Origin of the sequence: Corynebacterium argentoratense DSM 44202 (assembly GCF_000590555.1) — a bacterium.
In the GTDB taxonomy this organism is placed as follows: Bacteria; Actinomycetota; Actinomycetes; order Mycobacteriales; family Mycobacteriaceae; genus Corynebacterium; species Corynebacterium argentoratense.
Map to the genome: position 1 here is coordinate 1974539 of NC_022198.1, position 25030 is coordinate 1999568.

17 protein-coding genes, 3 rRNA genes and 3 pseudogenes are annotated in these 25030 nt (G+C 57.6%); 9 read left to right on the forward strand and 14 right to left on the reverse strand.

The window, feature by feature from the left end:
• Nucleotides 1–172 precede the first annotated feature (172 nt).
• From rrf to CARG_RS09205, 3 genes are all read right to left on the reverse strand, one after another.
• A 5S ribosomal RNA gene (gene rrf / locus CARG_RS09190) occupies nucleotides 173–290 on the reverse strand.
• A gap of 124 nt (nucleotides 291–414) precedes the next feature.
• Nucleotides 415–3505: ribosomal RNA gene (locus CARG_RS09195) — 23S ribosomal RNA — on the reverse strand.
• Between the two features lie 329 nt (nucleotides 3506–3834).
• Nucleotides 3835–5356, reverse strand: a 16S ribosomal RNA gene (locus CARG_RS09205).
• Together the 16S, 23S and 5S rRNA genes form the textbook arrangement of a ribosomal RNA operon.
• A 625-nt stretch (nucleotides 5357–5981) precedes the next feature.
• On the opposite strand from CARG_RS09205, the pseudogene CARG_RS10765 reads away from it, so the two are divergent.
• Both CARG_RS10765 and CARG_RS10770 read left to right on the forward strand, forming a co-directional pair.
• Nucleotides 5982–6561: pseudogene (locus CARG_RS10765) on the forward strand (NYN domain-containing protein); the annotation flags it as partial.
• A 491-nt stretch (nucleotides 6562–7052) separates the two neighbouring features.
• Nucleotides 7053–7388: pseudogene (locus CARG_RS10770) on the forward strand (NYN domain-containing protein); the annotation flags it as partial.
• On the opposite strand, the pseudogene trxA reads toward CARG_RS10770, so the two are convergent.
• Nucleotides 7385–7717 (reverse strand): annotated as a pseudogene (trxA, locus tag CARG_RS09220) (thioredoxin); the annotation flags it as partial. The pseudogenes CARG_RS10770 and trxA sit on opposite strands and share 4 nt — an antisense overlap.
• 122 nt (nucleotides 7718–7839) lie before the next feature.
• Between trxA and CARG_RS09225 the strand changes: the two are divergent.
• The gene (locus CARG_RS09225) at nucleotides 7840–8022 is read left to right on the forward strand and encodes a heavy-metal-associated domain-containing protein (RefSeq protein ID WP_021012381.1); all 183 of its coding nucleotides are present in this window, start codon (nucleotides 7840–7842) and stop codon (nucleotides 8020–8022) included.
• Between the two features lie 4 nt (nucleotides 8023–8026).
• Nucleotides 8027–10030: a heavy metal translocating P-type ATPase gene (locus tag CARG_RS09230; protein WP_021012382.1), complete on the forward strand. Its 2004-nt coding sequence runs from the start codon at nucleotides 8027–8029 to the stop codon at nucleotides 10028–10030.
• A gap of 40 nt (nucleotides 10031–10070) precedes the next feature.
• Here CARG_RS09230 and CARG_RS09235 read toward each other — a convergent pair whose 3' ends face one another.
• On the reverse strand, nucleotides 10071–11744 hold the full coding sequence (locus CARG_RS09235; protein WP_021012383.1) for a cation:proton antiporter: 1674 nt from the start codon (nucleotides 11742–11744) through the stop codon (nucleotides 10071–10073).
• A 35-nt stretch (nucleotides 11745–11779) separates the two neighbouring features.
• Here CARG_RS09235 and CARG_RS09240 point away from each other — a divergent pair, with 35 nt between their 5' ends.
• Nucleotides 11780–12346: an Abi family protein gene (locus tag CARG_RS09240; protein WP_169733222.1), complete on the forward strand. Its 567-nt coding sequence runs from the start codon at nucleotides 11780–11782 to the stop codon at nucleotides 12344–12346.
• 248 nt (nucleotides 12347–12594) lie between these two features.
• On the opposite strand, the gene dnaB is transcribed toward CARG_RS09240, so the two are convergent.
• The 7 genes from dnaB to CARG_RS10355 form a co-directional block, all read right to left on the reverse strand.
• On the reverse strand, nucleotides 12595–14178 hold the full coding sequence (gene dnaB / locus CARG_RS09245) for a replicative DNA helicase (RefSeq protein ID WP_021012385.1): 1584 nt from the start codon (nucleotides 14176–14178) through the stop codon (nucleotides 12595–12597).
• Nucleotides 14179–14551: 373 nt separating this feature from the next.
• Entirely contained in the window at nucleotides 14552–15004 is a 453-nt protein-coding gene (rplI, locus tag CARG_RS09250) for a 50S ribosomal protein L9 (protein WP_021012386.1), read from the reverse strand.
• A 38-nt stretch (nucleotides 15005–15042) separates the two neighbouring features.
• Nucleotides 15043–15585, reverse strand: a complete 543-nt coding sequence (locus tag CARG_RS09255; RefSeq protein ID WP_021012387.1) for a single-stranded DNA-binding protein — start codon at nucleotides 15583–15585, stop codon at nucleotides 15043–15045.
• A 75-nt stretch (nucleotides 15586–15660) separates the two neighbouring features.
• Nucleotides 15661–15948 (reverse strand): 30S ribosomal protein S6, encoded by a 288-nt coding sequence (rpsF, locus tag CARG_RS09260; RefSeq protein ID WP_041747866.1) that lies wholly within the window; start codon nucleotides 15946–15948, stop codon nucleotides 15661–15663.
• Nucleotides 15949–16059: 111 nt separating this feature from the next.
• Entirely contained in the window at nucleotides 16060–16251 is a 192-nt protein-coding gene (locus CARG_RS09265; RefSeq protein ID WP_021012389.1) for a hypothetical protein, read from the reverse strand.
• A gap of 8 nt (nucleotides 16252–16259) precedes the next feature.
• The gene (locus CARG_RS09270; RefSeq protein ID WP_041747171.1) at nucleotides 16260–18434 is read right to left on the reverse strand and encodes a transglycosylase domain-containing protein; all 2175 of its coding nucleotides are present in this window, start codon (nucleotides 18432–18434) and stop codon (nucleotides 16260–16262) included.
• A gap of 79 nt (nucleotides 18435–18513) precedes the next feature.
• Entirely contained in the window at nucleotides 18514–18879 is a 366-nt protein-coding gene (locus CARG_RS10355) for a DUF5318 family protein (protein WP_041747172.1), read from the reverse strand.
• Nucleotides 18880–19033: 154 nt separating this feature from the next.
• Between CARG_RS10355 and CARG_RS09280 the strand changes: the two genes are divergently transcribed.
• Together CARG_RS09280 and CARG_RS09285 are read left to right on the forward strand one after the other, a co-directional pair.
• The gene (locus tag CARG_RS09280; protein WP_021012392.1) at nucleotides 19034–19483 is read left to right on the forward strand and encodes a MarR family winged helix-turn-helix transcriptional regulator; all 450 of its coding nucleotides are present in this window, start codon (nucleotides 19034–19036) and stop codon (nucleotides 19481–19483) included.
• A 12-nt stretch (nucleotides 19484–19495) separates the two neighbouring features.
• Nucleotides 19496–19978: a hypothetical protein gene (locus CARG_RS09285; protein ID WP_021012393.1), complete on the forward strand. Its 483-nt coding sequence runs from the start codon at nucleotides 19496–19498 to the stop codon at nucleotides 19976–19978.
• Here CARG_RS09285 and trhO read toward each other — a convergent pair.
• A complete protein-coding gene (trhO, locus tag CARG_RS09290) occupies nucleotides 19975–20892 on the reverse strand; it encodes an oxygen-dependent tRNA uridine(34) hydroxylase TrhO (RefSeq protein WP_021012394.1) in 918 nt (305 codons plus the stop codon). The two genes, CARG_RS09285 and trhO, sit on opposite strands and share 4 nt — an antisense overlap.
• 47 nt (nucleotides 20893–20939) lie before the next feature.
• Between trhO and CARG_RS09730 the strand changes: the two genes are divergently transcribed.
• A complete protein-coding gene (locus CARG_RS09730) occupies nucleotides 20940–21290 on the forward strand; it encodes a helix-turn-helix domain-containing protein (protein WP_021012395.1) in 351 nt (116 codons plus the stop codon).
• Complete coding sequence (locus CARG_RS09300; protein WP_021012396.1) at nucleotides 21283–22092, forward strand: Fpg/Nei family DNA glycosylase; 810 nt, start codon at nucleotides 21283–21285, stop codon at nucleotides 22090–22092. Before CARG_RS09730 ends, CARG_RS09300 begins: the two co-directional genes overlap by 8 nt.
• Before the next feature lie 41 nt (nucleotides 22093–22133).
• Here the strand turns inward: CARG_RS09300 and leuS are convergent, their stop codons facing one another.
• Nucleotides 22134–24962: a leucine--tRNA ligase gene (leuS, locus tag CARG_RS09305; RefSeq protein WP_021012397.1), complete on the reverse strand. Its 2829-nt coding sequence runs from the start codon at nucleotides 24960–24962 to the stop codon at nucleotides 22134–22136.
• Between the last annotated feature and the right edge of the window lie 68 nt (nucleotides 24963–25030).

The following is a 25030-nucleotide window of genomic DNA, read 5'->3' on the forward strand; positions in this document are numbered from 1 at the left end:
CCACACACCCCACCCACAGACAACACCCACACACCCCACAGACGACACCCACACACCCCAATACCCGAACAATACCCCTGCTATAAACACACAAAAAGAAGGGAAGACGCCACCCAACAAGTGACGCCTTCCCAACAATCAAGACTGTATATAATTATTGTTTTTTGTTTTAGGCCGGCGGCGACCTACTCTCCCACACACTCCCGTGTGCAGTACCATCGGCGCAGGTGAGCTTAGCTTCCGGGTTCGGAAAGGGACCGGGCGTATCCTCACCGCCATCAACCACCGACACAACCAACACCCCACAAGGCGATGCTAGGTGTGCTGTTTCAGACACTGCATAGTGGACGCAAACATTCAATACATTCGAGCTAAACACCGTTGTAAGCAACCCCCCATCATCAACGGATGGGTGTTTTGGGTGTGTTCGGCGCATTAGTACCAGTCACCTCAACACGCATTACTACGCTTCCAGCTCTGGCCTATCAACCCCCTAGTCTAGAGGGCACCTGATTCATGAAACCTTATCTCGAAACAGGCTTCCCGCTTAGATGCTTTCAGCGGTTATCCCTTCCGTACGTAGCCAACCAGCCATGCCACGGGCGTGACAACTGGCACACTAGAGGTACGTCCGTCCCGGTCCTCTCGTACTAGGGACAGCCTTTCTCAAGTTTCTACGCGCGCGGCGGATAGAGACCGAACTGTCTCACGACGTTCTAAACCCAGCTCGCGTGCCGCTTTAATGGGCGAACAGCCCAACCCTTGGGACCTACTCCAGCCCCAGGATGCGACGAGCCGACATCGAGGTGCCAAACCATCCCGTCGATATGGACTCTTGGGGAAGATCAGCCTGTTATCCCCGGGGTACCTTTTATCCGTTGAGCGACACCGCTTCCACAAGCCAGTGCCGGATCACTAGTCCCTACTTTCGTACCTGCTCGACCTGTCAGTCTCACAGTCAAGCTCCCTTGTGCACTTACACTCACCACCTGATTGCCAACCAGGCTGAGGAAACCTTTGGGCGCCTCCGTTACTCTTTAGGAGGCAACCGCCCCAGTTAAACTACCCACCAGGCACTGTCCCTAACCCAGATCATGGGCCGAGGTTMAGATATCCAATACGACCAGAGTGGTATTTCAACAACGACTCCCACASAACTGGCGTCATGTGATCACAGTCTCCCACCTATCCTACACAAACCGAACCGAATATCAATACCAAGCTATAGTGAAGGTCCCGGGGTCTTTTCGTCCTGCCGCGCGTAACGAGCATCTTTACTCGTACTGCAATTTCGCCGGGCCTGTGGTTGAGACAGCAGGGAAGTCGTTACGCCATTCGTGCAGGTCGGAACTTACCCGACAAGGAATTTCGCTACCTTAGGATGGTTATAGTTACCACCGCCGTTTACTGGGGCTTAAATTCTCCGCTTCGCCACCAAAGTGACTAACAGGTCCTCTTAACCTTCCAGCACCGGGCAGGCGTCAGTCCATATACATCGACTTATCGTCTTCGCATGGACCTGTGTTTTTAGTAAACAGTCGCTTCCCTCTATTCTCTGCGACCACCACCAGCTCAAAACCAGTCTGTCACCAGCAGTGGTCCCCCTTCTCCCGAAGTTACGGGGGCATTTTGCCGAGTTCCTTAACCACAGTTCACCCGATCGCCTTAGTATTCTCTACCTGACCACCTGTGTCGGTTTGGGGTACGGGCCAGATGGAAACATCGCTAGATGCTTTTCTCGACAGCATAGGATCACCAACATCCCCCAACAAGGGGTACGCATCACGCCTCACCCACCATGCACAGCGGATTTACCTACCATGCGGGCTACACGCTTACACCACAATCCACTCAGTGGCTCGGCTACCTTCCTGTGTCACACCATCGCTTGGCTACTACCAGATCAGATCCCACGCATCCACACCAACAACAATCCAAAAGACTGCCATCAGGCTTCAGGGCGGTTAGTATCACTGATTCACCACGGGCGCTTCCATCCGGGTACCAGAATATCAACTGGTTGTCCATCGACTACGCCTGTCGGCCTCGCCTTAGGTCCCGACTCACCCTGGGAAGATTAGCTTAACCCAGGAACCCTTGGTCATCCGGCGGATGAGTTTTTCACTCATCATTCGCTACTCATGCCTGCATTCTCACTCGCACACACTCCACCACAACGATCACTCGGCGGCTTCACATTATGCACGACGCTCCCCTACCCACCCACACACAAAMRTRTGAGYGCCGCGGCTTCGGCGGTGTACTTGAGCCCCACTACATTGTCGGCGCAGAACCACTCGACCAGTGAGCTATTACGCACTCTTTCAAGGATGGCTGCTTCTAAGCCAACCTCCTGGTTGTCTTCGCGATCCCACATCCTTTTCCACTTAGTACACGCTTAGGGGCCTTAGCCGGCGATCTGGGCTGTTTCCCTCTCGACTACGAAGCTTATCCCCCGCAGTCTCACTGCCGTGCTCTCACTTACCGGCATTCGGAGTTTGGCTGATGTCGCTAAGATGTTGGTCCCGCTAAACCATCCAGTAGCTCTACCTCCGGCAAGAAACACACGACGCTGCACCTAAATGCATTTCGGGGAGAACCAGCTATCACGAAGTTTGATTGGCCTTTCACCCCTACCCACAACTCATCCCCTCAGTTTTCAACCTAAGTGGGTTCGCGCCTCCACAACCTCTTACAGCTGCTTCACACTGGCCATGGGTAGATCACTTCGCTTCGGGTCCAGGACATGCCACTCATTCACCCTCATTAGGATTCGGTTTCCCTACGGCTACCACACACGTGTTAACCTCGCGACATGCCGCTGACTCGCAGGCTCATTCTTCAAAAGGCACGCCATCACACCACACAAGGGCGCTCTGACGGATTGTAAGCACACGGTTTCAGGTACTATTTCACTCCCCTCCCGGGGTACTTTTCACCATTCCCTCACGGTACTCATCCGCTATCGGTCAACTTAAGTATTCAGGCTTACCGGGTGGTCCCGGCAGATTCACAGCAGATTCCACGAGCCCGCTGCTACTCGGGAAACACAACCATTACCACACACACACTTTCACCTACCGGGCTCTCACCGTCTACGGCGGGACATTCCAATCCACTTCACCTAGCATGCGCGACTATCACGTAACCAAGAACCGGCAGATCCTCGACGTTATGCTCCCACAACCCCACGCACGCAACCCCTGCCGGGTATCACACGCACGCAGTTTAGCCATCATCCACGTTCGCTCGCCACTACTAGCGGAATCACAATTGTTTTCTCTTCCTACGGGTACTGAGATGTTTCACTTCCCCGCGTAACCTCCACACCACCTATACACGTTCAGTGATGGGTAACCGCCCATAACGACAGCTGGGTTTCCCCATTCGGACACCCTCGGATCAACGCTCGTTTGACAGCTCCCCGAGGCCTATCGCGGCCTACCACGTCCTTCATCGGCTTAAGTTGCCAAGGCATCCACCGTGTGCCCTTACAACACACACAAAAAACACTTACAAGGCAAAATCAAAAAATAAAGATGCTCGCGTCCACTATACAGTTCTCAAACAACACACCCCACACACAATCACCAACCACCATCACGGCCAGCAACCCCACATGGAGCAAGAAACAACACGCCACACACAAAGCGACAAGTGCTGTTCCAGACACCCAACAATGCACCAACGCACCCTTTTCTYWAAGCAGTGTGAAACACCAAACAATTTCTTTCCATGCCTTACCGTCTGCTGCAACCCCACCACCACTTGGTGAGGGTGTGCATCCACCCAAAAACAATGCGTGTTCCACACAAAAAAYAATAAACTCCTTAGAAAGGAGGTGATCCAGCCGCACCTTCCGGTACGGCTACCTTGTTACGACTTAGTCCCAATCGCCGATCCCACCTTCGACAGCTCCCTCCACAAGGGTTAGGCCACTGGCTTCGGGTGTTACCAACTTTCGTGACTTGACGGGCGGTGTGTACAAGGCCCGGGAACGTATTCACCGCAGCGTTGCTGATCTGCGATTACTAGCGACTCCGACTTCATGGGGTCGAGTTGCAGACCCCAATCCGAACTGAGGCCGGCTTTCAGCGATTCGCTCACCCTCACAGGCTCGCAGCGCGTTGTACCGACCATTGTAGCATGTGTGAAGCCCTGGACATAAGGGGCATGATGATTTGACGTCATCCCCACCTTCCTCCGAGTTAACCCCGGCAGTCTCTCATGAGTCCCCACCAWAGTGTGCTGGCAACATAAGACAAGGGTTGCGCTCGTTGCGGGACTTAACCCAACATCTCACGACACGAGCTGACGACAACCATGCACCACCTGTATACAGACCACAAGGGAAACTACATCTCTGCAGCGATCCTGTATATGTCAAGCCCAGGTAAGGTTCTTCGCGTTGCATCGAATTAATCCACATGCTCCGCCGCTTGTGCGGGCCCCCGTCAATTCCTTTGAGTTTTAGCCTTGCGGCCGTACTCCCCAGGCGGGGCGCTTAATGCGTTAGCTACGGCACAGAAGACGTGGAAGTCCCCTACACCTAGCGCCCACCGTTTACGGCATGGACTACCAGGGTATCTAATCCTGTTCGCTCCCCATGCTTTCGCTCCTCAGCGTCAGTTACTGCCCAGAGACCTGCCTTCGCCATCGGTGTTCCTCCTGATATCTGCGCATTTCACCGCTACACCAGGAATTCCAGTCTCCCCTACAGCACTCAAGTTATGCCCGTATCGCCTGCACGCCCGGAGTTAAGCCCCGGAATTTCACAGACGACGCGACAAACCACCTACGAGCTCTTTACGCCCAGTAATTCCGGACAACGCTCGCACCCTACGTATTACCGCGGCTGCTGGCACGTAGTTAGCCGGTGCTTCTTATACAGGTACCGTCACAAAAGCTTCGTCCCTGTCGAAAGAGGTTTACAACCCGAAGGCCGTCATCCCTCACGCGGCGTCGCTGCATCAGGCTTCCGCCCATTGTGCAATATTCCCCACTGCTGCCTCCCGTAGGAGTCTGGGCCGTGTCTCAGTCCCAATGTGGCCGTACACCCTCTCAGGCCGGCTACCCGTCGACGCCTTGGTAGGCCATTACCCCACCAACAAGCTGATAGGCCGCGAGCTCATCCCCAACCGAAAAAACTTTCCACCATCACACACTAAAGGATGGTCCTATCCAGTATTAGACCCAGTTTCCCAGGCTTATCCCGAAGTTGAGGGCAGATCACTCACGTGTTACTCACCCGTTCGCCACTCGAGTACCCAAGCAAGCTTAGGCCTTTCCGTTCGACTTGCATGTGTTAAGCACGCCGCCAGCGTTCGTCCTGAGCCAGGATCAAACTCTCCATAAAAAATCAGCCCAAAAGCATCAAAAAAATGACAGAGCCAAAACCTAGCAACCAGTAAAAACTGGCAAAAAACACGATCATGGTGCATCCGACGAGGAAAAACCACCACAACCAAAACAGTTCATATTTACACAGCCAACCACACAAACACACACGTGCAAGCGCAAGCTGCTGGTACACACAAACAACAAACACCACAACACAACCACCACAAAAACAGCGGCAGTATCAACGTGCCATGGCGCATGAAAAAAACACTTAAAAAAAGTACATTGGCACACTATTGAGTTCTCAAACAACACCACCACAACCACCAAACTGCACAACACCGTGCAACCAGCTGCCGTAGCGACTCGATCTAACTTACACACCATCTTGTTAAAACACAAATCCGGGCCCGAAAGGCTATTTTTCAAACCTCCAGATCACCCCGATAACCTGTGCTTTGAAAGCAAGTAGCGGCTCGTTGACCGAAGAAAAAATTAACACATCAACCCACTGCGCACACAAACCCCCTGGCAGCAGAGATTTTTGCCCGCGGCGTCATCAATTAAGGCACACTGGAAGGCAAGGCCGCAGGCTCGACACCCGCGACCCCATTAGAAAAACTAGATTGAAGGATTTAGCCATGTTGGAACGTACACAGGTGTATGTAGACACCTCGTATCTATTAGCCAGTTTTTATAACTCCTGGGCAACCGGGGCCCGGGCCCAACTAGAAATCGACTTACCGGAAGTCGTCGCCGTGTTAGGGAAAATGGTCGAAGACCAATTACAACAACCGGTACAGCGGCAATACTGGTACGACGGCATTCCCGACTCCGGCCCCCACCGCTACCAACGCGCACTCCGCACCTGCGACGGCGTGCAACTGCGCGCGGGGCAGCTCATCGAATGGGGTGAACGTCGAACACAGAAAGCCGTCGACACACGACTGGTCGCGGACCTCGTGATTGCGGGTTTGGGGCGGCACTGCTCTGACATCGTACTGGTCAGTGGCGACGCAGACATGATCCCCGGAGTGGAAGAAGCAACCGCCGCGGGCCTGCGCGTCCACCTCTACGGGTTCGGGTGGGACTCCATGTCCAGCGCGCTACGTCACGCCTGCGACACCACCACCATCCTCGACCCACGCGAAGACTTCGCCGACTGCATGCGCATCGAGCCACTGGAAGGCCCCTTGCCTGCCGGGCCAGTCGATGACAACGACGACAGCAACCCGCAAACTCAAGAGGATGCAACCGAAGAGGTGCCCACCAACAGCGCTCCCGTCCCACATGATGCGGACAAGCCTGTGGATGAGGACGCTACGGCGATCGATCCCGCCCCCACCGTGCCCACGGAGGTCATGAACCTCGGGCCCACCGTCGCTGCGGAAGAAGTGGACTATTCCGAAAGTCGCTTCAGCTTGTCAGCGGAAGTATCCGCAGGCCAGGCCGGCCAACAAATCTCCATCCAAGAGTCCGCCCAGCGCGCCGAAGTTCGCGTCCGCCAAAAGGGAGCAACCTCTGCCGCAAATTCCGGGTCGGACCCCGACGACATCCCCGCCGACACTCTGTCAGCTAACCAAGCGTCCACCGCGCTGCGCGAGCCGGAGCAACCTGCCACTGAGGAAGAGCACACTTCCACGATCACAGCAGACACCCCCGAAGAGCAGGAAGACACCCAAGACAACACCCCGGGCGCCCCGAAACCAACCCCGCTGGTCATGGCACCGCGGCGTAAGCTCCGCAGCCGTTACGTGCCGCTGCCCAACGAAGTATGGTCCAGCGCGGGCTTCCAAACCCCATTTGACGTGGGCCAACAGTACGCCAGCTGGTGGTATGACAACGCCGCCACCACAGAGCAGCGGGACTCCGCACACCTGCTATCCGGCGGCGGGCTGCCACCGGAAGTCGACCGCCCACTGCTGCAGTTCGCCTGCGAGACACTGCACGAATACACCCTGTCGGAAAGTCAGCGCGTTGCACTGCGCGATGGCTTCCACAGTGGGATCCGCGCGGTGCTGCTGAATATTCAGCGCGGCACCCGCTAGCTCATGTTCTGAACCTTGGTCACCAGCTCGCTCAGGGCTGGTGCGGGCAGTACGCCAGCCTGGCGGAACAACAGCTCGCCATCTTTAAAAACCATGAGCGTGGGGATCGACATGATGCCCAACTGTTGCGCCAGGTTTTGGTTTTCGTCGGTGTTGAACTTGGCGAAGGTGGCGTCCGCGTGCTGCTCGCTGACCTTTTCGAAGATCGGTGCGAACTGTCGGCAGGGTCCGCACCATGGTGCCCATGCGTCTACAACGACGACACCTTTCTGCTGCACAGTCTGAGCAAAGGTGCTTTCCGTCACGTTAATGGTTGCCATGGAATAAACCTCCGAGGTTGTCCGATTATAGGGGGTGAGGACTTTTTGTCCTCGCTATCGGCCAGGATACGCGCTTGTGCAGCAATACCGCGCAAGTAATTGGTTAGTCCTTTAGTTCAAGGTGGTTTGTTATGAAGATTTTTAACGTTGAAGGTATGACCTGCGAGCACTGCGCCAACGCTGTGCGTGAGGAGCTCACGGACGCTGGCCTCGAGGTCGGCACCATTGATGTTGCGGCCGGCACGGTTGAGGCGTCGGGTGATGACGCCGCGGTGGCTGCGGCAATCGCCGAGGCCGGCTACAAGGTGGTTTAGCAGCATGCACGCTGATTTCACCGTCACAGGCATGAGCTGCACGAGTTGCAGTGCCCGGGTGGAGCGCAAGCTGAATAAGCTGCCGGGTGTTCGCGCAGAGGTGAACTACGCGACCGAAACCGCTTCGGTGGATTTTGACGAGTCGGTGGATCCCAAGACGATTACCGACACGATCACCAAGTTGGGTTATGGCTCGAAGCGGCAGCCGGAGATCATGCCTCGGCTGATTGTGGCGGCTGTGTCGACGGTTGTTTTGATGGCGTTAATGTTCGCCCCGCACCGGTGGATGGCCATCGCGCAGCTGCCGTTTGCCCTGCTTGTGTACTTCTACAGTGGCTGGTTGTTCCACCGAAACACCCTCAAGGGCCAGTTGACCATGGATACCCTGGTCACGTTGGGTACGACTGCGGCGCTTGTGTATTCGCTGATGCACATGCACTGGGGGTGGCCGCCGGTTGCCCACGGCCACGTGTACTTTGATGCGGTCGGGATGATCACGACGTCATTGTTGTTGGGGAAGTTGTTGGAGCATCGGGCGAAGAATCGGAGCTCGGCGGCGTTTCGTGAGTTGCTGAATTTGGGTGCTAAGCAGGCCGTTTTGGTTGATGGCCGGACGGTGCCTGTGGCTGACCTGCGGGTGGGGGATGTGTTTGTGGTGGGGCCGGGGGAGAAGGTCGCGACGGATGGTCGTGTGGTGCGGGGCAGTAGCGAGGTCGACGAGTCCATGTTGACGGGTGAGTCGCTGCCGCGTGCGGTGGCTGTGGGTGATGACGTCGCGGGCGCTACGTTGAACACGGTTGGGTCGCTGGAGGTTGAGGCGACCAGGGTGGGGGAGGACACCGTGTTGGCTCAGATTTCTGCGCTGGTTGCGGGGGCGCAGCAGAAGGCTCCGGTGCAGCGTTTGGTCGATCAGATTTCCCGCTTTTTTGTGCCGACTGTGATTGCTATTGCGCTGGTTGTTGCGTTTTTTGATGTGCCTTCGGCGGTGGCGGTGTTGGTGGTTGCGTGCCCGTGCGCGTTGGGTTTGGCGACTCCGACAGCATTGCTTGTGGGCACTGGTCGGGCGGCACAGTTGGGCCTGCTTATTAAGGGCCCGCAGGTGTTGGAGCAGTCGCGCAAGGTCGATACGGTGGTTTTTGATAAGACGGGGACGGTGACGTCGGGTGAGTTGACTGCGTCATTGGACTGCGAGGACGCGGCCGTAGTGGGTGGGGTGGCGTTGCAGCACTGTGATGTGGTGGAGCTAGTCGCGGCAGCGGAGTCCGGTTCTGAGCATCCTGTAGCTCGTGCGTTGGTGCGGTATGCACAGCAGAATTGTGGTAATCAGTGGCGCGAGTGGGAGGTGTCGGATTTTACGGCGCTGCCTGGGCTTGGTGTGCGGGCGCGTGTTGCGCATCCGGCGTTGGGGGTTGTGTGCGTGGAGGTCATCCGCGGCGTCATTAGTGTTAATGGTGTGTTGGTGGCGCGGGTGTCTGCGCGGGATTCGCTCAAGCCGACAAGCAAGCAGGCTATCGATTTGTTGAAGGCTGACGGTGTGGAGCCTGTGCTGTTGACGGGTGATTCCGCTGCGGTGGCCCAAGCTGTGGCTGCGGAGGTGGGGATCGATCGAGTCTGGTCCGAGGTTATGCCCGATGAGAAGCTTGATGTGGTGCGCACCTTGCAGGACCAGGGCCGTGTGGTCGCGATGGTGGGGGATGGAATTAATGACGCCGCGGCGCTTGCGCAGGCAGATGTGGGTATCGCGATGGGGTCGGGTACGGATGTGGCGATTGAGGCCAGTGACATTACCGTGCTGAACTCTGACCTGCGCGGGGTGGATACGGCGCTGCGTTTGTCGCGGGCGACAGTGCGGACGATCCGCGGGAACCTGTTTTGGGCGTTCGCTTACAACGTGTTGTTGATTCCGGTTGCTGCGGCCGGACTGATGGAGCCCATGTGGGCGGGTGCTGCGATGGCGTTGTCGAGCGTGTTTGTGGTGACAAATTCCCTGCGTTTGCGGCGTTTCTAGCTTCGCAAACGCGGGGGTGTGGGCGGATTGACCTGTGGTTTTAGTGGCGTTTGATCGCCAATATCATGCGGTCAATGTCGTGGAGGACATCGTCGGCGACCGCAGGGTCGATCCCGGCTTCGCGGCGGGCTTCGAGCACTTCACGCTGGGCGGCGCGCAGGGCTTCGTAGCGGATGCGGCTGGCGCGCTCGCGAATATCGTTGATCTTCTTTTTGCTGGCCAGGCGGGTGGCGGCGCATTCGGTGTCGTCGAGGTCCTCGGTGCCGGTTTCTTCCGCAATCCAGTGTTGAATGCTGGCTACCGTGTTAGGGGGTAGCTCTTCTGCTTTGGCGTGCAGCACAACGCTTGCTGCCTCGCGGGCGCGGCGCAGGAGGTTTTCGCGCGCGGCGTCACCAAAGGCATCCGGGCCTTGGTCGAGCGATAGTTTGCGCATCAACCACGGCAGGGTGAGGCCCGGGACCACCATGGTGATCGTCAGTACGACCAGGGCGATGACGGTGAATTCCTGCTGCCAGGGGGCGTAACCATAGGGGATAGACAACACAAGCGCCAGGGTGACAAGTCCGCGCATGCCGGCCCATGTTAGCAGGAGGACTTCCTGCAAGCGCAGTGGTGCGCCCATGGGTGGGAAGATGGTTTTGCGGGTGATTTTTCCTGCGGCGCTGCCCACCGCGTGCACCGGAATGTACTTGCTTGAGGCGTACTCTGCGACGGTGCCAGCCAAGGATGCGAGTTTGCGGGTGTTGTAGTTGTACAGCACCAGCATCCACACCAGGCGCACGACGATGAGCACGACGGAGAGGATCGCGCCGACCCACACACCGTGCCATAGTTGGGAACCGACGTCGGCGACGGCTTCGCGCACCGACAAACCAATCAGGCCGAACGCCACACCAGTAAACAACATCTCGACTGTTTCCCAGAATGCGTGTCCGGTCAGGCGGTCTTCTGCACCGACCTTCACGCGGGAGTGCATCTCCACTGCGGCGATGACGATCGCGATGACACCGGAGGCGTGCAGCTCTTCTGCCAGCAGAAACACGGCGAAGGGAATCACCCAACTAAAGGCGTTGCGGGCAACGGGAGATTCCATCCAGTCAGTCAGCTTGGCACTGACCCAACCGACACCTAAACCAATAATTACAGCGACGCTGGAGGAATAGAGGAAGTCCAGAACGCCCGCTTTGATGCTGAGGTTTTCACCCGCTTGGATGGCGCCGAGGGCGACGTGGAACGCGACGATAGACGCGGCGTCATTAAACAATCCCTCGGTTTGAAGGGTGCTGATGAGCCGTCGGGGTACACCTGCGGGCTCGGCGACGGCATCCACGGCAACGGGGTCCGGCGGAGCCAACGCACTGCCCAAAAGAACAGCGGCAGCCAAACCAAGCCCAGGCATAACCAACATCGCGGCACCGGCGGCGGCGACCGTCGTGAAAAATACCAACAGAACGGACAGCGCAATGATGGTGCCGCGTTGCCTCCGGATCACTGACCAGCTGGTTCTACGGGCCATCGCCCACAGCAACGGGGGCAAGAAGATCGGAAGAATAAGGTCGGCAGGTATGTGCACCCTCGGCAGACCCGGGAAGAAGATGGTGCCTGCGGCGACGAGGGTGAGAAGCACGGGCCAGGGCAAGCCGACGCGGTCGCCGATAGCGACCACAATGACGGCGACGAGCAAAAGGCCTATGGCCAGGAAGAGGAAATCCACGAAGAGTCCTTCGCTGTGCTGAGGGTGTTAAATTCTTGTTAATAAGAATAACACCGGGAGCGAAGGGGCACCTCAGCCCGTGGAGTGTAAGCGGAATGGTGCGCCGGTTATTTCCGCAGCTCATCAACGGTGACGTCGGGGGCGCATTCCACCAAGGTCAGCTCGCCGTCGTCCACGCTGAAGACCGCATGGCACCGAGGATCGCGACATCAATAGCCCGGCTGCGTATCATGGCGAATTCGTCAAACAACAACGGTCAAACTCCTGGTATCGATCCTGCACTTATATCTGCACAACGACTTCAACCGTACGTTGCCCGCTGCAAGGGGGACGTGACGGTGGCATTGGATCTTTACCTACGTGATCGGTCTCTGAGCAGCTCATTATTTCACGATCTAGCAATCATCGAGGTCGCTCTTCGAAACTCGATCGACAAAGCTCTAGTCTCGAAGTACGGCCCCAGCTGGCACAGGCTATCCGCAAGCATCTTTAACCAGCGCACATTTAATGCCATCAGTCGGGGATGGAGCGGATTGGATGAGATCCATCGGTCGCATCACAACAATCTCGATGCAACCAGGGGAAGGTTGCTGGGCATTTGAGCAGGTTCATCGAGTACATCTGATTCGAAATAGAATCGCACACCACGAATCGCTTATAAACGGAATCCCCATTCCCGGCTCCAAAGACGCCGCCAACCGGACGCGGCGTATTCCGCCACAAGAATACTTCCCCGCATTCCTTCGCCTAGTGGGTATGATCGACCGAAACCTCAAGGACTTCATCATGAGGAACTCAACCGTTCCTAATTTTCTTGGTGACTCGGCAATATCCCCAGATCCTATCGGAACTAGCCGCGGGCTAGGTTCGCAAACCTCGAGTAATGCAGCTGGTGAGCCACACTCACCGTATCAATCGGACCACCACGGTGCTTCGCCAAAATAATATCCGCCTCACCCGCACGAGGATCCTCACGATCCTGAGAATCCGGCCGATACAGCAACATCACCATATCCGCGTCCTGCTCCAACGAACCCGACTCACGCAGATCCGCCAACTGAGGACGCTTATCCGTACGCGACTCCGGACCACGGTTCAACTGCGAAATCGCAATCAAAGGAACATCCAGCTCCTTCGCCAACAACTTCAACTGGCGTGAAAACTCCGACACCTCCTGCTGACGCGACTCCACCTTCTTACCCGAAGACATCAACTGCAGGTAATCCACCACAATCATCGACAGCCCCACCTTCTGCGACAGCCGCCGAGCCTTCGAACGAATCTCCATCATCGTCAAATTCGCAGAATCATCAATGTACAACGGGGCGTCATTAATCTGGCCAATCTTGTTAGCCAGCTTCGCCCACTGCTCATCATTCATGCGGCCTGCACGCATGTCCGACAACTTGATCTCCGCCTCCGCAGACAACAAGCGCATCACAACCTCAGACTTGGACATTTCCAAGCTGAACAACACACTCGGCTTCCCATGCGCAATCGAACACGAGCGCATGAAATCCAACGCCAACGTCGACTTACCGACACCGGGACGAGCAGCCACAATAATCATCTGCCCGCCATGCAAACCATTCGTCCGATCATCCAAGTCGATGAACCCAGTCGGAACACCCTGCGCCAAACCACCATGCGCATGGATCTGATCCAACTCATCCATCGTCGGCTCAATCATGTCCGCCAGCACCGAATAATCCTCAGCAGTCTTCTTCTGCGCAATCGCAAAAACCTCCTGCTGCGCCATATCCACCACAGCATCAACCTCAGCCCCCTCAGTGCCCTCATAGCCCAACTGGACCACCCGAGTACCCGCATCAACCAACCGACGCAACGTCGCCTTCTCAGAGACAATCTCCGCGTAATAACGCGCATTCGCCGCCGTCGGCACCGAACTGTACAGCGTATGCAAATAAGGCGCGCCCCCAGCACGCTCCAAATCATTGTTGCGATCCAACCTGCCCGCAACAATAACCGGGTCAATATCCTTATTCTCCGCGAATAAGTCAATAATCGCCTGGAAAATCAGCTGGTGCGCAGGGCGGTAGAAATCCTCAGCAGACAGCTCCTCAATAATGTCGACCACCGTATCCGGCGCCAACAACATCGCACCCAACACACCCTGCTCCGCATCATTATCATGCGGAGGCTTACGGCCGGACTCATACGCCTGCTGAAGCTCATCGCGCCCCCTAAAACTACGGCCACGATCTTGGCCATAGCCGCCACTACGGTAATTGGAATTAGAACGGTTAGACGCGGACGGCTGGTAGTCATCCTCCGGAGCTGGCGGTGCGTAATCGTCCTCCGGCGGGGGAGGGGTGTCATCAAACGACACAGCCCCCGCGCCTGCGTCAGTATCCTCCGTCGCGCCCGAGTTCACACCAGAGTCCTCAGCCGCCGAATTGGCATCCCAAGCCATAACCAAACCCTCACTCCAGAAACCAACAACAACGCCTGGAAGAGCTTCCAGACAACATGCGAACAGTCTACGCGTCTGCCAATTTTCAAGATTTCCGAGGCCCCCAAGATTGCAAAATGTTGCTCGAAACCGTTGCTTTTTGTTGGTTAAAACCGTTGCAAAATATTGATCTTGCAGGTCAGCGGCTCGCCGCCCTCGCACCCTAACAACAGCCGCCGCAACACCAACCACACAGCCGCACCCCCACGACGTCAACAAGCAACCCCAACAACGGCAAAAGCCTCCACCCGGGGATATACCCACAAGCGGAGGCTCAAGCCTGCTGTTGTCATGTGGCCACACGCGTGGCCGCCGATGCTATAAAAGCCTAAAACTAGGCAGCAACGACCTTAAAGTTCACCTTGGCGGAAATGTCGCCCTGAAGCTTAACGTCAACGTCATAAGCACCAACGCTCTTAACGTGACCCTTCTTCAAAAGCACAGAGTGCTTGGACAGGGAAGGACCGCCAGCGGCCTTCACTGCGGCAACAATGTCTTCGGCCTTCACAGAACCGAACAACTTGCCATTTTCTGCGGTGCGGACCTCAACAGAAACACCCTCCAGTGCCTCCAGCTGGGCCTTGACCTCGCGTGCATGATCCAGGTCGCGGATCTCCCGCTCAGCCTGAGCGCGCTTAATGCCCTCAATCTGCTTCTCAGCGCCACGAGTCGCCACAATAGCGAAACCGCGCGGAAGCAGGTAGTTACGTCCGTAGCCAGCCTTGACCTCGACAACGTCACCAGGGACGCCCAAGTTATCAACGGCGGCGGTGAGGATCAGCTTCATGATCCCTGCCTTTCAGGAAAAGTTAAAAAGATTTCAAGTTAAAACGGGGGTTCGTCATCTGCCCCGGCAAAACCACCAGAAGCAGGAGCACTATTCCACGGATCATTATCCGGAACAGCCGACATATTCTGATTGCCACCAGACGCCTGCGGAGCGGGGCCACCAAAGCCACCGGACTGCTGCTGCTGGAAACCACCAGAATTGCCCTCACCACGGCTCACACGCTGAACCTGCGCCGTCGCATACTGCAAAGAAGGACCGACCTCGTCGACCTCAATCTCCATCACACTACGACGCTCACCCTCGCGGGTGTCGTACGAACGCTGGCGCAACCGACCGGTCACGATAACGCGCATACCCTTCGTCAACGTATTAGCAACATTCTCCGCAACCTGACGCCACACGTTGCACGTGAGGTACAGTGCCTCGCCATCTTCCCACTGGTTAGTCTGACGATTAAACCGGCGAGGAGTGGAAGCAATACGGAAATTCGCTACGGCGACATTCGACGCCGTGAAACGCAATTCAGGATCAGCAACAAGGTTGCCGACCACAGTAATCTGAGTTTCGCCCTGAGCCATGAGAACCTACTTTCTAGTGAACCCTTTTGCTTTCATCCGGCCAGTGTAGCCAGATACAAGCAATGGGGGAGTTGACTAGCGATCGGCGCGCAGCACCTTGGTGCGCAGAACGTCGTCGCTCAGGTTGAGAAGACGATCCAGCTCGAGCACGGTAGCGGACTCGCAGTGGAGATCGACGACAGCGTAGATGCCTTCGTCTTTCTTGTTGATCGGGTACGCAAGAGTGCGCTTGCCCCAAATATCAACCTTATCCACGGTGCCGTTTTCCTTGCGGACAACCTCGAGGAACTTATCCAGGGACGGGGCGACAGTGCGTTCATCCTGAGACGGGTCAAGAATGATCATGAGTTCGTATTTACGCACGGACCTCATCACCTCCTATGGTCTAGTAATTGTGTAACGGCCATACCCCCTTTGGGTATGACAGGAGGACTGCTGCATAAAGCAACCTTGTTAGAGTAGCCGACAAAGAAGCTAAACAGCAAGCGTGGCCCAGAAAATCGCAATCGTGGTGGGAATGACCGTAATCAACGCAATCGCTACGGCCATCAGCCCCCACGTCAACCACGGGGACTTGCCCAGGCGGAAGCTTAAGAAACTACCCGTGAAACAGGCGAACCCAGCAAAAACGCTCGCCATAGTCACAATCAGTGCCGTATCCGTCATGGATGTACCTATCCGAAAATGTTCGGGATAACGATGCCCGGCGCGAGCTCAATGGTATCCGCCGGGGGAGCAGCAGGTGCTTCCTCTACCGGGGGAACATCCACCGGCATCTCCTCCTCAGGCGCTTCCTCCTCCGAGGCGTCATTGTTGCCGCCAGAGCTCGGCGGAGCGTAGACGTAGGGGGTAGAGGAGTAGCCCATGCCCTTCGGCTCGGGGAAGTCCTCGTTAGGCTCGCCCTCCAGGGCCTGATCCATGGTGGACTTCCAAATGCGGGCCGGCATGCCGGAACCGTACATCAAACCGCCCGACGAGTTGGTCAACGCCGAATTGTCTGCAGTGCCGACCCACACAGCCGTCGCCAACTGGGGAGTGGCGCCAATCATCCAGGCATCCTTGTTCTGACCAGTGTCGCCCAACTGAGTCGTACCAGTCTTCGCAGCAGACACGCGGCCACCCGCCAACTGATTGTTGTTGGAGTACGCAGCAATCGGACCCATCGCAGCAATCACATTGTTAGCGACCTTCGCGCTGACGCGACGCTCGCCCTCAGTAGCCTCATGTTCGTACAAGACGTCACCAGCCTGGGTGGTGATCTTCTGCACCAAGTACGGCTGGTGCCACACACCCTGGTCCGCCAACGTTGCCAAAGCAACAGCCATGTCCAAAGGACGGGACTCGTACTGGCCCAAAATAATGCCGTCTTCGGGACTACCACCGTCGTGGGTCAACGTCTGATCGAAACCAGGGATCTGCTTTGCCACACCCAACGCATGCGCCATATCGGCAACATCCTGGGCGCCATTGTCCAAGTCATGCTCCAAACGGATGAAGCTCGTATTGTGCGAACGCTTCAGGGCCTCCTGAATCGAGCAGAAACCACAGTCGTTACCTTCAACGTTGTTGACCGTGGCGTCACCCATCTGCACCGGAGCACTGGAGTAACCCTGGGACAGGGGAATGCCCTGCTGCAAAGCGGCAGCCAACCCGAAAACCTTAAACGTCGAACCGGTCTGGAGACCTGAGTTCGCATAGTCCCAACCGTTGGGATCTTCGCCACCGTAGTAGGCGCGGATCGCGCCCGTCTTCGGCTCCACACTGACCACTGCAGCACGCAAAGAAGGATCATCGGGACGCTGAGCCATCTGCTCACGCACACTGTCCACCGCGGCGTTTTGATCCTTGGGGCGAATCGTCGTCGTGATGCGCAGGCCCTTGGTCTCCACGTCCTGCTCACTGATACCGAGCGTGCCGAGCTCCGCCATCACCTGATTCTTGATCAAGCCATTCGTGCCCTCCGCCTGAGTGAAAGCTTGGCTGTTATTCGGATCAATCGTCTCCGGATAGACCTGCTCAGCACGCTCCTGCGGGGTCAGCCACCCCTCCTGCTCCATACCGTCGAGTACGTAATTCCAGCGCTGCTCGGCTTCCTCGCGGTTAGTCCACGGATCCAAACTACTCGGGCGCTGAATACACGCAGCCAGCACCGCAGACTCCGCAGGCGTCAACTGATCCAAAGGCTTGCCGAAATATGCCTCGGACGCAGCCGCCACACCATAAGAATTACGGCCGAAATAAATAGTGTTCAAATACGCCGAAAGAACATCATCCTTCGGCCACTCGTTAGCCATCTTCGCCGAATACACCAGCTCGCGCAGCTTGCGCTTATAGGAACGATCATTACCGACCATGGCGTTCTTCACGTACTGCTGAGTAATCGTCGAACCACCACCGGCAGAAGAATCACCCGTGATCTGCCCCTTAATCGCACGGGCAAAACCCGTCACCGAAAAACCAGGGTTGGTGTAAAACTCGCGGTCCTCCGCAGCCAACACAGCATGCTTCAACGAATCCGGCACGCGATCAATCGACACCTGCTCACGGTTGCCCTCCTGAGGCACAATCCGAGCAAGCTCCGTCGAAGAATCATCCGCATAAATCGTCGACACTTGCTTGTTAACAAGCTCCTCCGGCTGCGGCACATCCGCCATCACATAAGCAATCATGAACGCCACAAACGGGGCACCCACCATAATCACCAAAGCCGACAGGGCACCAACCAGGGCCTTCTTCTTGCGTGACCACGCGGCCTTCGCCCGACGGCGGCCACCAGAACGCCCAGCGCCACCCCTGGCGGGACGCCCCCCAGAACGACGCGGACCCTGACTATTAGACGCACTGCTCACAGCAACAGCTCTCCGAAACTAGAAGAAAAAGAACACTTTCCCCGCTAGCCTAGCGAACTTTTAACCCCTACATATAGCTCTAACTACAAGTGGCCTCCTGCACCATCAGCAAAAAATTCCACCCACACGCAGTACACACCTCCACCGTATGCACCTCCGCACTACCCGTCTGCGCAACCAACGCCTCTAACTCTGCCTCGCTACGAGCACTATTAGCCCTCGACCCCACCGCATCACCAAACACCCACCACACCTCACGCAACACCCCATCACGCTCACACACCGGGCACACCCCAGCAACCGCACGACCATGAAACTTCGCCGCAGTCTGCAACAAAAAATCCCCCTCGCATGCCTCCGCCCGAGACACACGCCCCTCACGAATCTGCTTAATATACTGAGCCCTACGCCACCTGTGCGACACAGTAGAACCAAAAGAAATCATGCGGCCATGCTACTGACCGCCCGCGCCACATGCAGAAAACAAGCGCCCCAAACCCACAGCACAGTGCCCACAAACCTGCCGATTTGCTGTTAACTTCTGTGCCAAAGGCCCACGGTTATGGTGCAAAACGATAGTAAACGATACTATGGGCGTTATGACGAACACCCCCCTTGACATCGCATCCCAAATCCGCCCCGCAATGACAAAACTCTACGTCACCTACTTCCGCGTCGCACAACAATCCGACCTCACTGGGCCACAACTAACCATCATGACCCGCCTCGAAGAGCACGGCCCCGCACGCATTAGCGAAGTAGCCCGCGAAGAGGGCATCCGAATACCCACCGCCTCCAACGCACTCCACCAACTCGAAGAACGCGGCATGATCTCCCGCCTCCGCGATACCTCCGACAAGCGTGGCGTCCGCGTCAAGCTCACCGCACAAGGCCGCGAAGAACTCAAACGAGTTGGAGCAGAACGCGACCGCCACTTCGCCACCCTCCTCGAACTCCTCGACGAAGACGAACTCAAACTCGCCGAACAACTCATCCCCGTCATCAAACGCCTCGCCTCCAACTACAACCCCGAGGCCTTCGAAAAATAAACCACCACGGCCATGCACAGCCACCCAGAAAACGACCCGCACCTCAAAGTCGAGCTCCCAGAAGAACTCCAAAAAGAACTCGACTTTGACGCCAGCCGCCTAAGCCAACTCACCGAAGACGGAGAGGACCACCCCCTCTACCAGCTAGAACGCCACCGTCAATCCCTACAGCAAGCGGTGTTCTTCGCGGCGTCAACAATTTTTCTGACCCTGCTGGCAGGCCTCATGCTCGCCCTCACATCCCACGCACTCGGCGGCCCGCTCTGCGACGCCGGAGTAGCAACATGGATCTGCAGCCACACCTTCGAACTGCTCTTCCCCCTCCTACCCGGCGCGATCGCCCTGGCAGGACTCATCGGCTGCGCCCTCGGCTGCTACAAAAAATACAAAAACCACGACCGCTGGCAGCCGTGGCTCGCGGCCCTATGGGTGCTTCTACCGTTCACCCTCATGTGGCTCACCGGCACCGGCACCATGGCCATCGTCGGGCACTAAGCCTGCGCCAACTGCTCCGCCTGCTCGCGCGCAACCTCCACGCAACGCTCCTGCCCACAATGGCGGGTGGCAACATTGCCGAAACAATCAGGGCACATCAGCACCAACTGCCGGCAATCATCCTCGTTGACACAATGCTCAAACTTGTTAGTCTCCGCGCCGCAGTGGATGCAGTGGCCCAGCGCCTTGAAGTCCTCACCGAACTCCATGTGCATGCGCTTATCAAACACATACAACGAGCCCTCCCATAGGCCCTGGTTGCCGTACTTTTCCCCATAGCGGACGATTCCGCCATCGATCTGGTAGACCTCCTTAAACCCACGGTTTTTCATCAACGAGGACAAAATCTCGCAGCGGATACCACCCGTGCAATAGGTGATCACCGGCTTGTCCTTCAGGTCGTCATACTTGCCGGACTCCAACTCGCGAATAAAATCATGCGTCGTATTCACATCCGGCACAATCGCATCCTTAAACTTGCCGATCTGGGCCTCCATCGCATTGCGACCGTCGAAAAACACGACGTCAGGATTATTTTCCACAAGCTCGTTGACTTCCTCAGGCTTCAAATGCACCCCGCCGCCAACAACGCCATGCTCATCAACCTTCAGCTCGCCCGGCGCGCCAAACGCCACAATCTCATCGCGCACCTTCACGCTGAGCTTCGGGAAGTCCTCCGCCCCACCCTCAGACCACTTGAACTCGATGCCCTTGAAGTATTCCTTCGTCTTCTTCACATAGGTCTTGCAGGCATCAATATCGCCTCCGACCGTGCCATTAATGCCGTGCTCGCTGATCAAAATACGGCCGCGCAGCCCCAAAGACTGGCACAGGTCGCGCTGCCACAGCATCACCGCACGCGGATCGGAAATCGGCTGGAACTTGTAGTACAGGAGGATCTTGCTAATAGACACGCTGCTAAGTCTAGCCGCCATTTGACAGATGTCTTATATTACAAACCATGGCCCGCGCATCCCAGCACCCCACAAACCTTCCCGCCCTCCACAAGCTGATCACACAACTGGCAATCATCCGAGAGACCTCCGGACTCACCATCGATGACGCCGCGAAGGCCATGGGCGTAGACAAAGCCGCCGTCTCCAAGCTGGAACGCGGGCTAACCAACCCCACCCTCCTAACCGTCGCCCGCTACGCAGACGCCGTCGGAGCCACACTCGCACCCATCGCCGTACCCCGCGCGCAAGGGCAACAGTGGACGGGCCTTGCCGACGAAGTACTGCTAGCCCTCGACAACGAAACCGAACTACCCACCACCCCAACACCCCACAACGTGAGCCACGCACATGCCTGAAGGACACGTCATCCACCGGCTCGCCCGCGACATCAACAATAATTTCGCAGGCCACCACGTTCGCGTCACCTCACCCCAAGGGCGCTTCGCGACAGAAGCAGCCCAACTCGATGGGTGCGAACTCACCCAGGCCGTCGCCGTCGGCAAACACCTGTTCATCTGCTTCGACGCGCCCTGGGCAATCCACATCCACCTCGGCCTGGTCGGCAAATTCCACTTCACCCACGGCGAGCCCCGCGGCGTCGTTCGTCTACGCATCGGCCTCGAAGACACCGACACCTACGCCGACCTCAAAGGACCACAGTGGTGCCGGCTGATCACCGCGGCGTCCATACCCGACATCGCCGACACCCTAGGCGCCGACCCCATCCTCGGAGGCCCACCCGAACGCCGCGACGCCGTCCTCCAACAAGTCGCACGCTCCAAACGCACAGCAGCGAGCGTGCTCATGGACCAGAAACTCTTCGCCGGCGTCGGAAACATCTACCGCGCCGAAACCCTCTTCCGCCTAGGCATCGACCCCATGACCCCCAGCCGAGAAATCGACGCACCCACCTGGCGTGACATCTGGGACGACCTCGAAACCCTCATGCGCGCAGGCGTCGACGCCGGCCGCATCGACACCGTCCGACCCGAACACACTCCCGACGCCATGGGACGACCACCCCGCAAAGACGACCACGGCGGGGAAGTCTACGTCTACCGGCGGGCAGGCGACCCCTGCTACATCTGCGGCACCCCCATCGAACACAGCGTCATCGAAGGACGCAACCTCTTCTGGTGCCCCACCTGCCAACACTAAGCCCCGGCACCCGGCCTCTCAACCGCAACCAACGCGACGCGCTACTTCACCACAAGGTTGACCATGCGGCCGGGAACCACGATCTCCTTCACAACCGTCTTACCCTCCACATGCGCAGCCACAGCAGCATGCGCAGCAGCCAGCAGATCATCCTTCGACGCATCCACAGCAACAGTCATACGACCACGAACCTTGCCATTGACCTGCACCGGAAGCTCAACCGAATCATCCTTGAGCCACTTGTCCTCAAAGGTGGGGAAGGGCTCATAAGCCAGCGTGGACTGCCCACCCAAACGCTGATGCAGCTCCTCCGCAATATGCGGTGCAACCGGCGCCAACATCAACACCAGCGGTTCCACAGCAGCCCGCGGTGCCCCATCCGGGTACGTCTTCGTCACATAGTTGACGTACTCGATCAGCTTTGCGACCACAGTGTTCATCCGCAGATTGTCGTAATCGTCACGGACACCGGCGATGGTGCGATGCAGCTGCTTGTTATCCTCATCGGTCAACGCGGCGTCATGAAGACGAATCGCACCTGATTCCTCATCAACCACCAAACGCCACGTGCGCTGCAAGAAACGCTGAGCACCCACGACGTCCTTCGTAGCCCACGGACGCGAGGTATCCAACGGGCCCATCGCCATCTCGTACACGCGCAGAGTATCCGCACCATAATCGTCACAGATCTCGTCCGGGGCGACCGCGTTCTTCAGTGACTTGCCCATCTTGCCGTATTCCTGCGTAACAGGCTCGCCGTGGTAGAAGAACTGGCCATCGCGCTCCTCCACCTCAGCCGCCGGGACATACACGCCACGAGAATCCGTGTAAGCAAACGCCTGGATGTATCCCTGGTTAAAGAGGCGACGGTAGGGCTCCTTGGAGGACACATAGCCCAGGTCAAACAGGACCTTGTGCCAGAAACGGGAGTACAGCAGGTGCAGCACAGCATGCTCGACACCGCCCACATAGAGGTCGACGCCGCCTGGGTCCTGCGCACCGCGATCAGCCTGCGGCCCAGTCCAGTACTGCTCGTTGGCAAAGTCGCAGAACGCATCATGATTTTCGGGATCAATGTAGCGCAGCTGGTACCACGAAGAACCAGCCCACTGGGGCATCACGTTGGTGTCGCGGCGGTACATCTTCGGCCCATCACCCAGATCGAGCTCCACGTTGACCCAGTCCGTGGCCTTCGCCAACGGCGGCTGCGGGGAGGAGTCAGCGTCCTCAGGGTCGAAGCTCACGGGCTTGTAGTCATCGACCTCCGGCAATTCGATCGGCAGCATCGAATCCGGCAGGGCGTGCGCGACACCGTCTTCGTCGTACACGATGGGGAAGGGCTCGCCCCAGTAACGCTGGCGGGCAAACAGCCAGTCGCGCAGCTTGTATTGGATCTTGCCGACACCCGCGCCCTGCGCCTCCAGCCACTCAATGGTGGTGGCCTTGGCCTCATCCAAGGACATGCCGTTGAGATCCAGACCGCGGTCATTAGCGGAATTAACCGCCGTACCTGCATCAACGAAAGCCTCTTGCTCGATGTTGCCACCGGCCACAACCTCGATAATCGGCAGGTTGAACTCGGTCGCGAACTCGTAGTCGCGGGTGTCGTGCGCGGGCACGGCCATAATCGCGCCCGTGCCGTAGCCGGTCAGGACATAGTCGGCGATGAACACCGGAAGCTTGTCCCCATTGACCGGGTTGGTGGCGTACACGCCAAGGAACACACCCGTTTTGTCCTTATTCTCTTGGCGCTCGACATCGGACTTCGCTGCGATTGCCGCACGGTAGGCTTCTACCGCTTCCATTGGTGACGCCGCGTTGTATGTCCACTTCGGGTCAACATCTGCTGCGTACGGGGTGTCCGTCACCAACGTATCCACAAGCTCATGCTCGGGGGCGAGCGTCACATAGCTAGCGCCGAACAAGGTGTCGGGGCGGGTGGTGAACACGGTGACGGTGTGCCCCGCGACGTCAAAATCAACCTCGGCGCCCTTAGAGCGGCCGATCCAGTTGCGCTGCATCGCCTTGACTTTGTCGGGCCAATCCAGCAGGTCAAGGTCATCGATCAGGCGATCAGAGTAGGCGGTGATGCGCATCATCCACTGGGACAACTGCTTGCGGAAGACGGGGAAGTTGCCGCGCTCGGACTTGCCGTCTGCGGTGACCTCCTCATTAGCCAGCACCGTTCCCAAGCCGGGGCACCAGTTAACCATCGAATTACTGCGGTAGACCAGGCGGAAGGAGTCCACGACCTCTGCTTGAGCAGCGCGATCCAGGGTGGGGTAGTCCTCGTGGCCTTCGACCTCGCCGCGCTCGAGGCGCTCGATCAGTTGCGCGATCGGCTTAGCCTTCTGCTCGTCCTGATCAAAGTAAGCGTTGAAGATCTGCAGGAAGATCCACTGCGTCCACTTGTAGAACTCCACATCGGTGGTGGCGACGCTACGGCGACGGTCGTGGCCCAGGCCCAAGCGGCCGAGCTGCCGCTCCATATTGTCAATAGACTCCTGGGTTTTGATCCGCGGGTGGGTGCCGGTTTGGATCGCGTATTGCTCCGCTGGCAAGCCGAAAGCGTCGTACCCGAGGGTGTGGAGGACATTTTTGCCAAGCATGCGGTTGTAGCGGGCGTAGACGTCGGTGGCGATGTAGCCCAACGGGTGGCCGACGTGGAGACCAGCGCCGGAGGGGAAGGGGAACATGTCCTGAACGAAAAGCTTCGGCTTGTCCGCAGCCCCCGGGTTGGCTGGGTTTTCGACGGCGAGGTTACCCACGGGGTTGGGTGCGTTGAAGGTGCCGTTATCGATCCAGTAGTTCTGCCAGGCAGATTCGATCTGGCCAGCCAGTTCGGGGGAATAGCGATGCTCGGGAGTCATAAACAGACAGTCTAATACGTGGGGGGTGGGCGCTTTGTAGGTGTTGGGTTATGGGTGGCCACGTCACC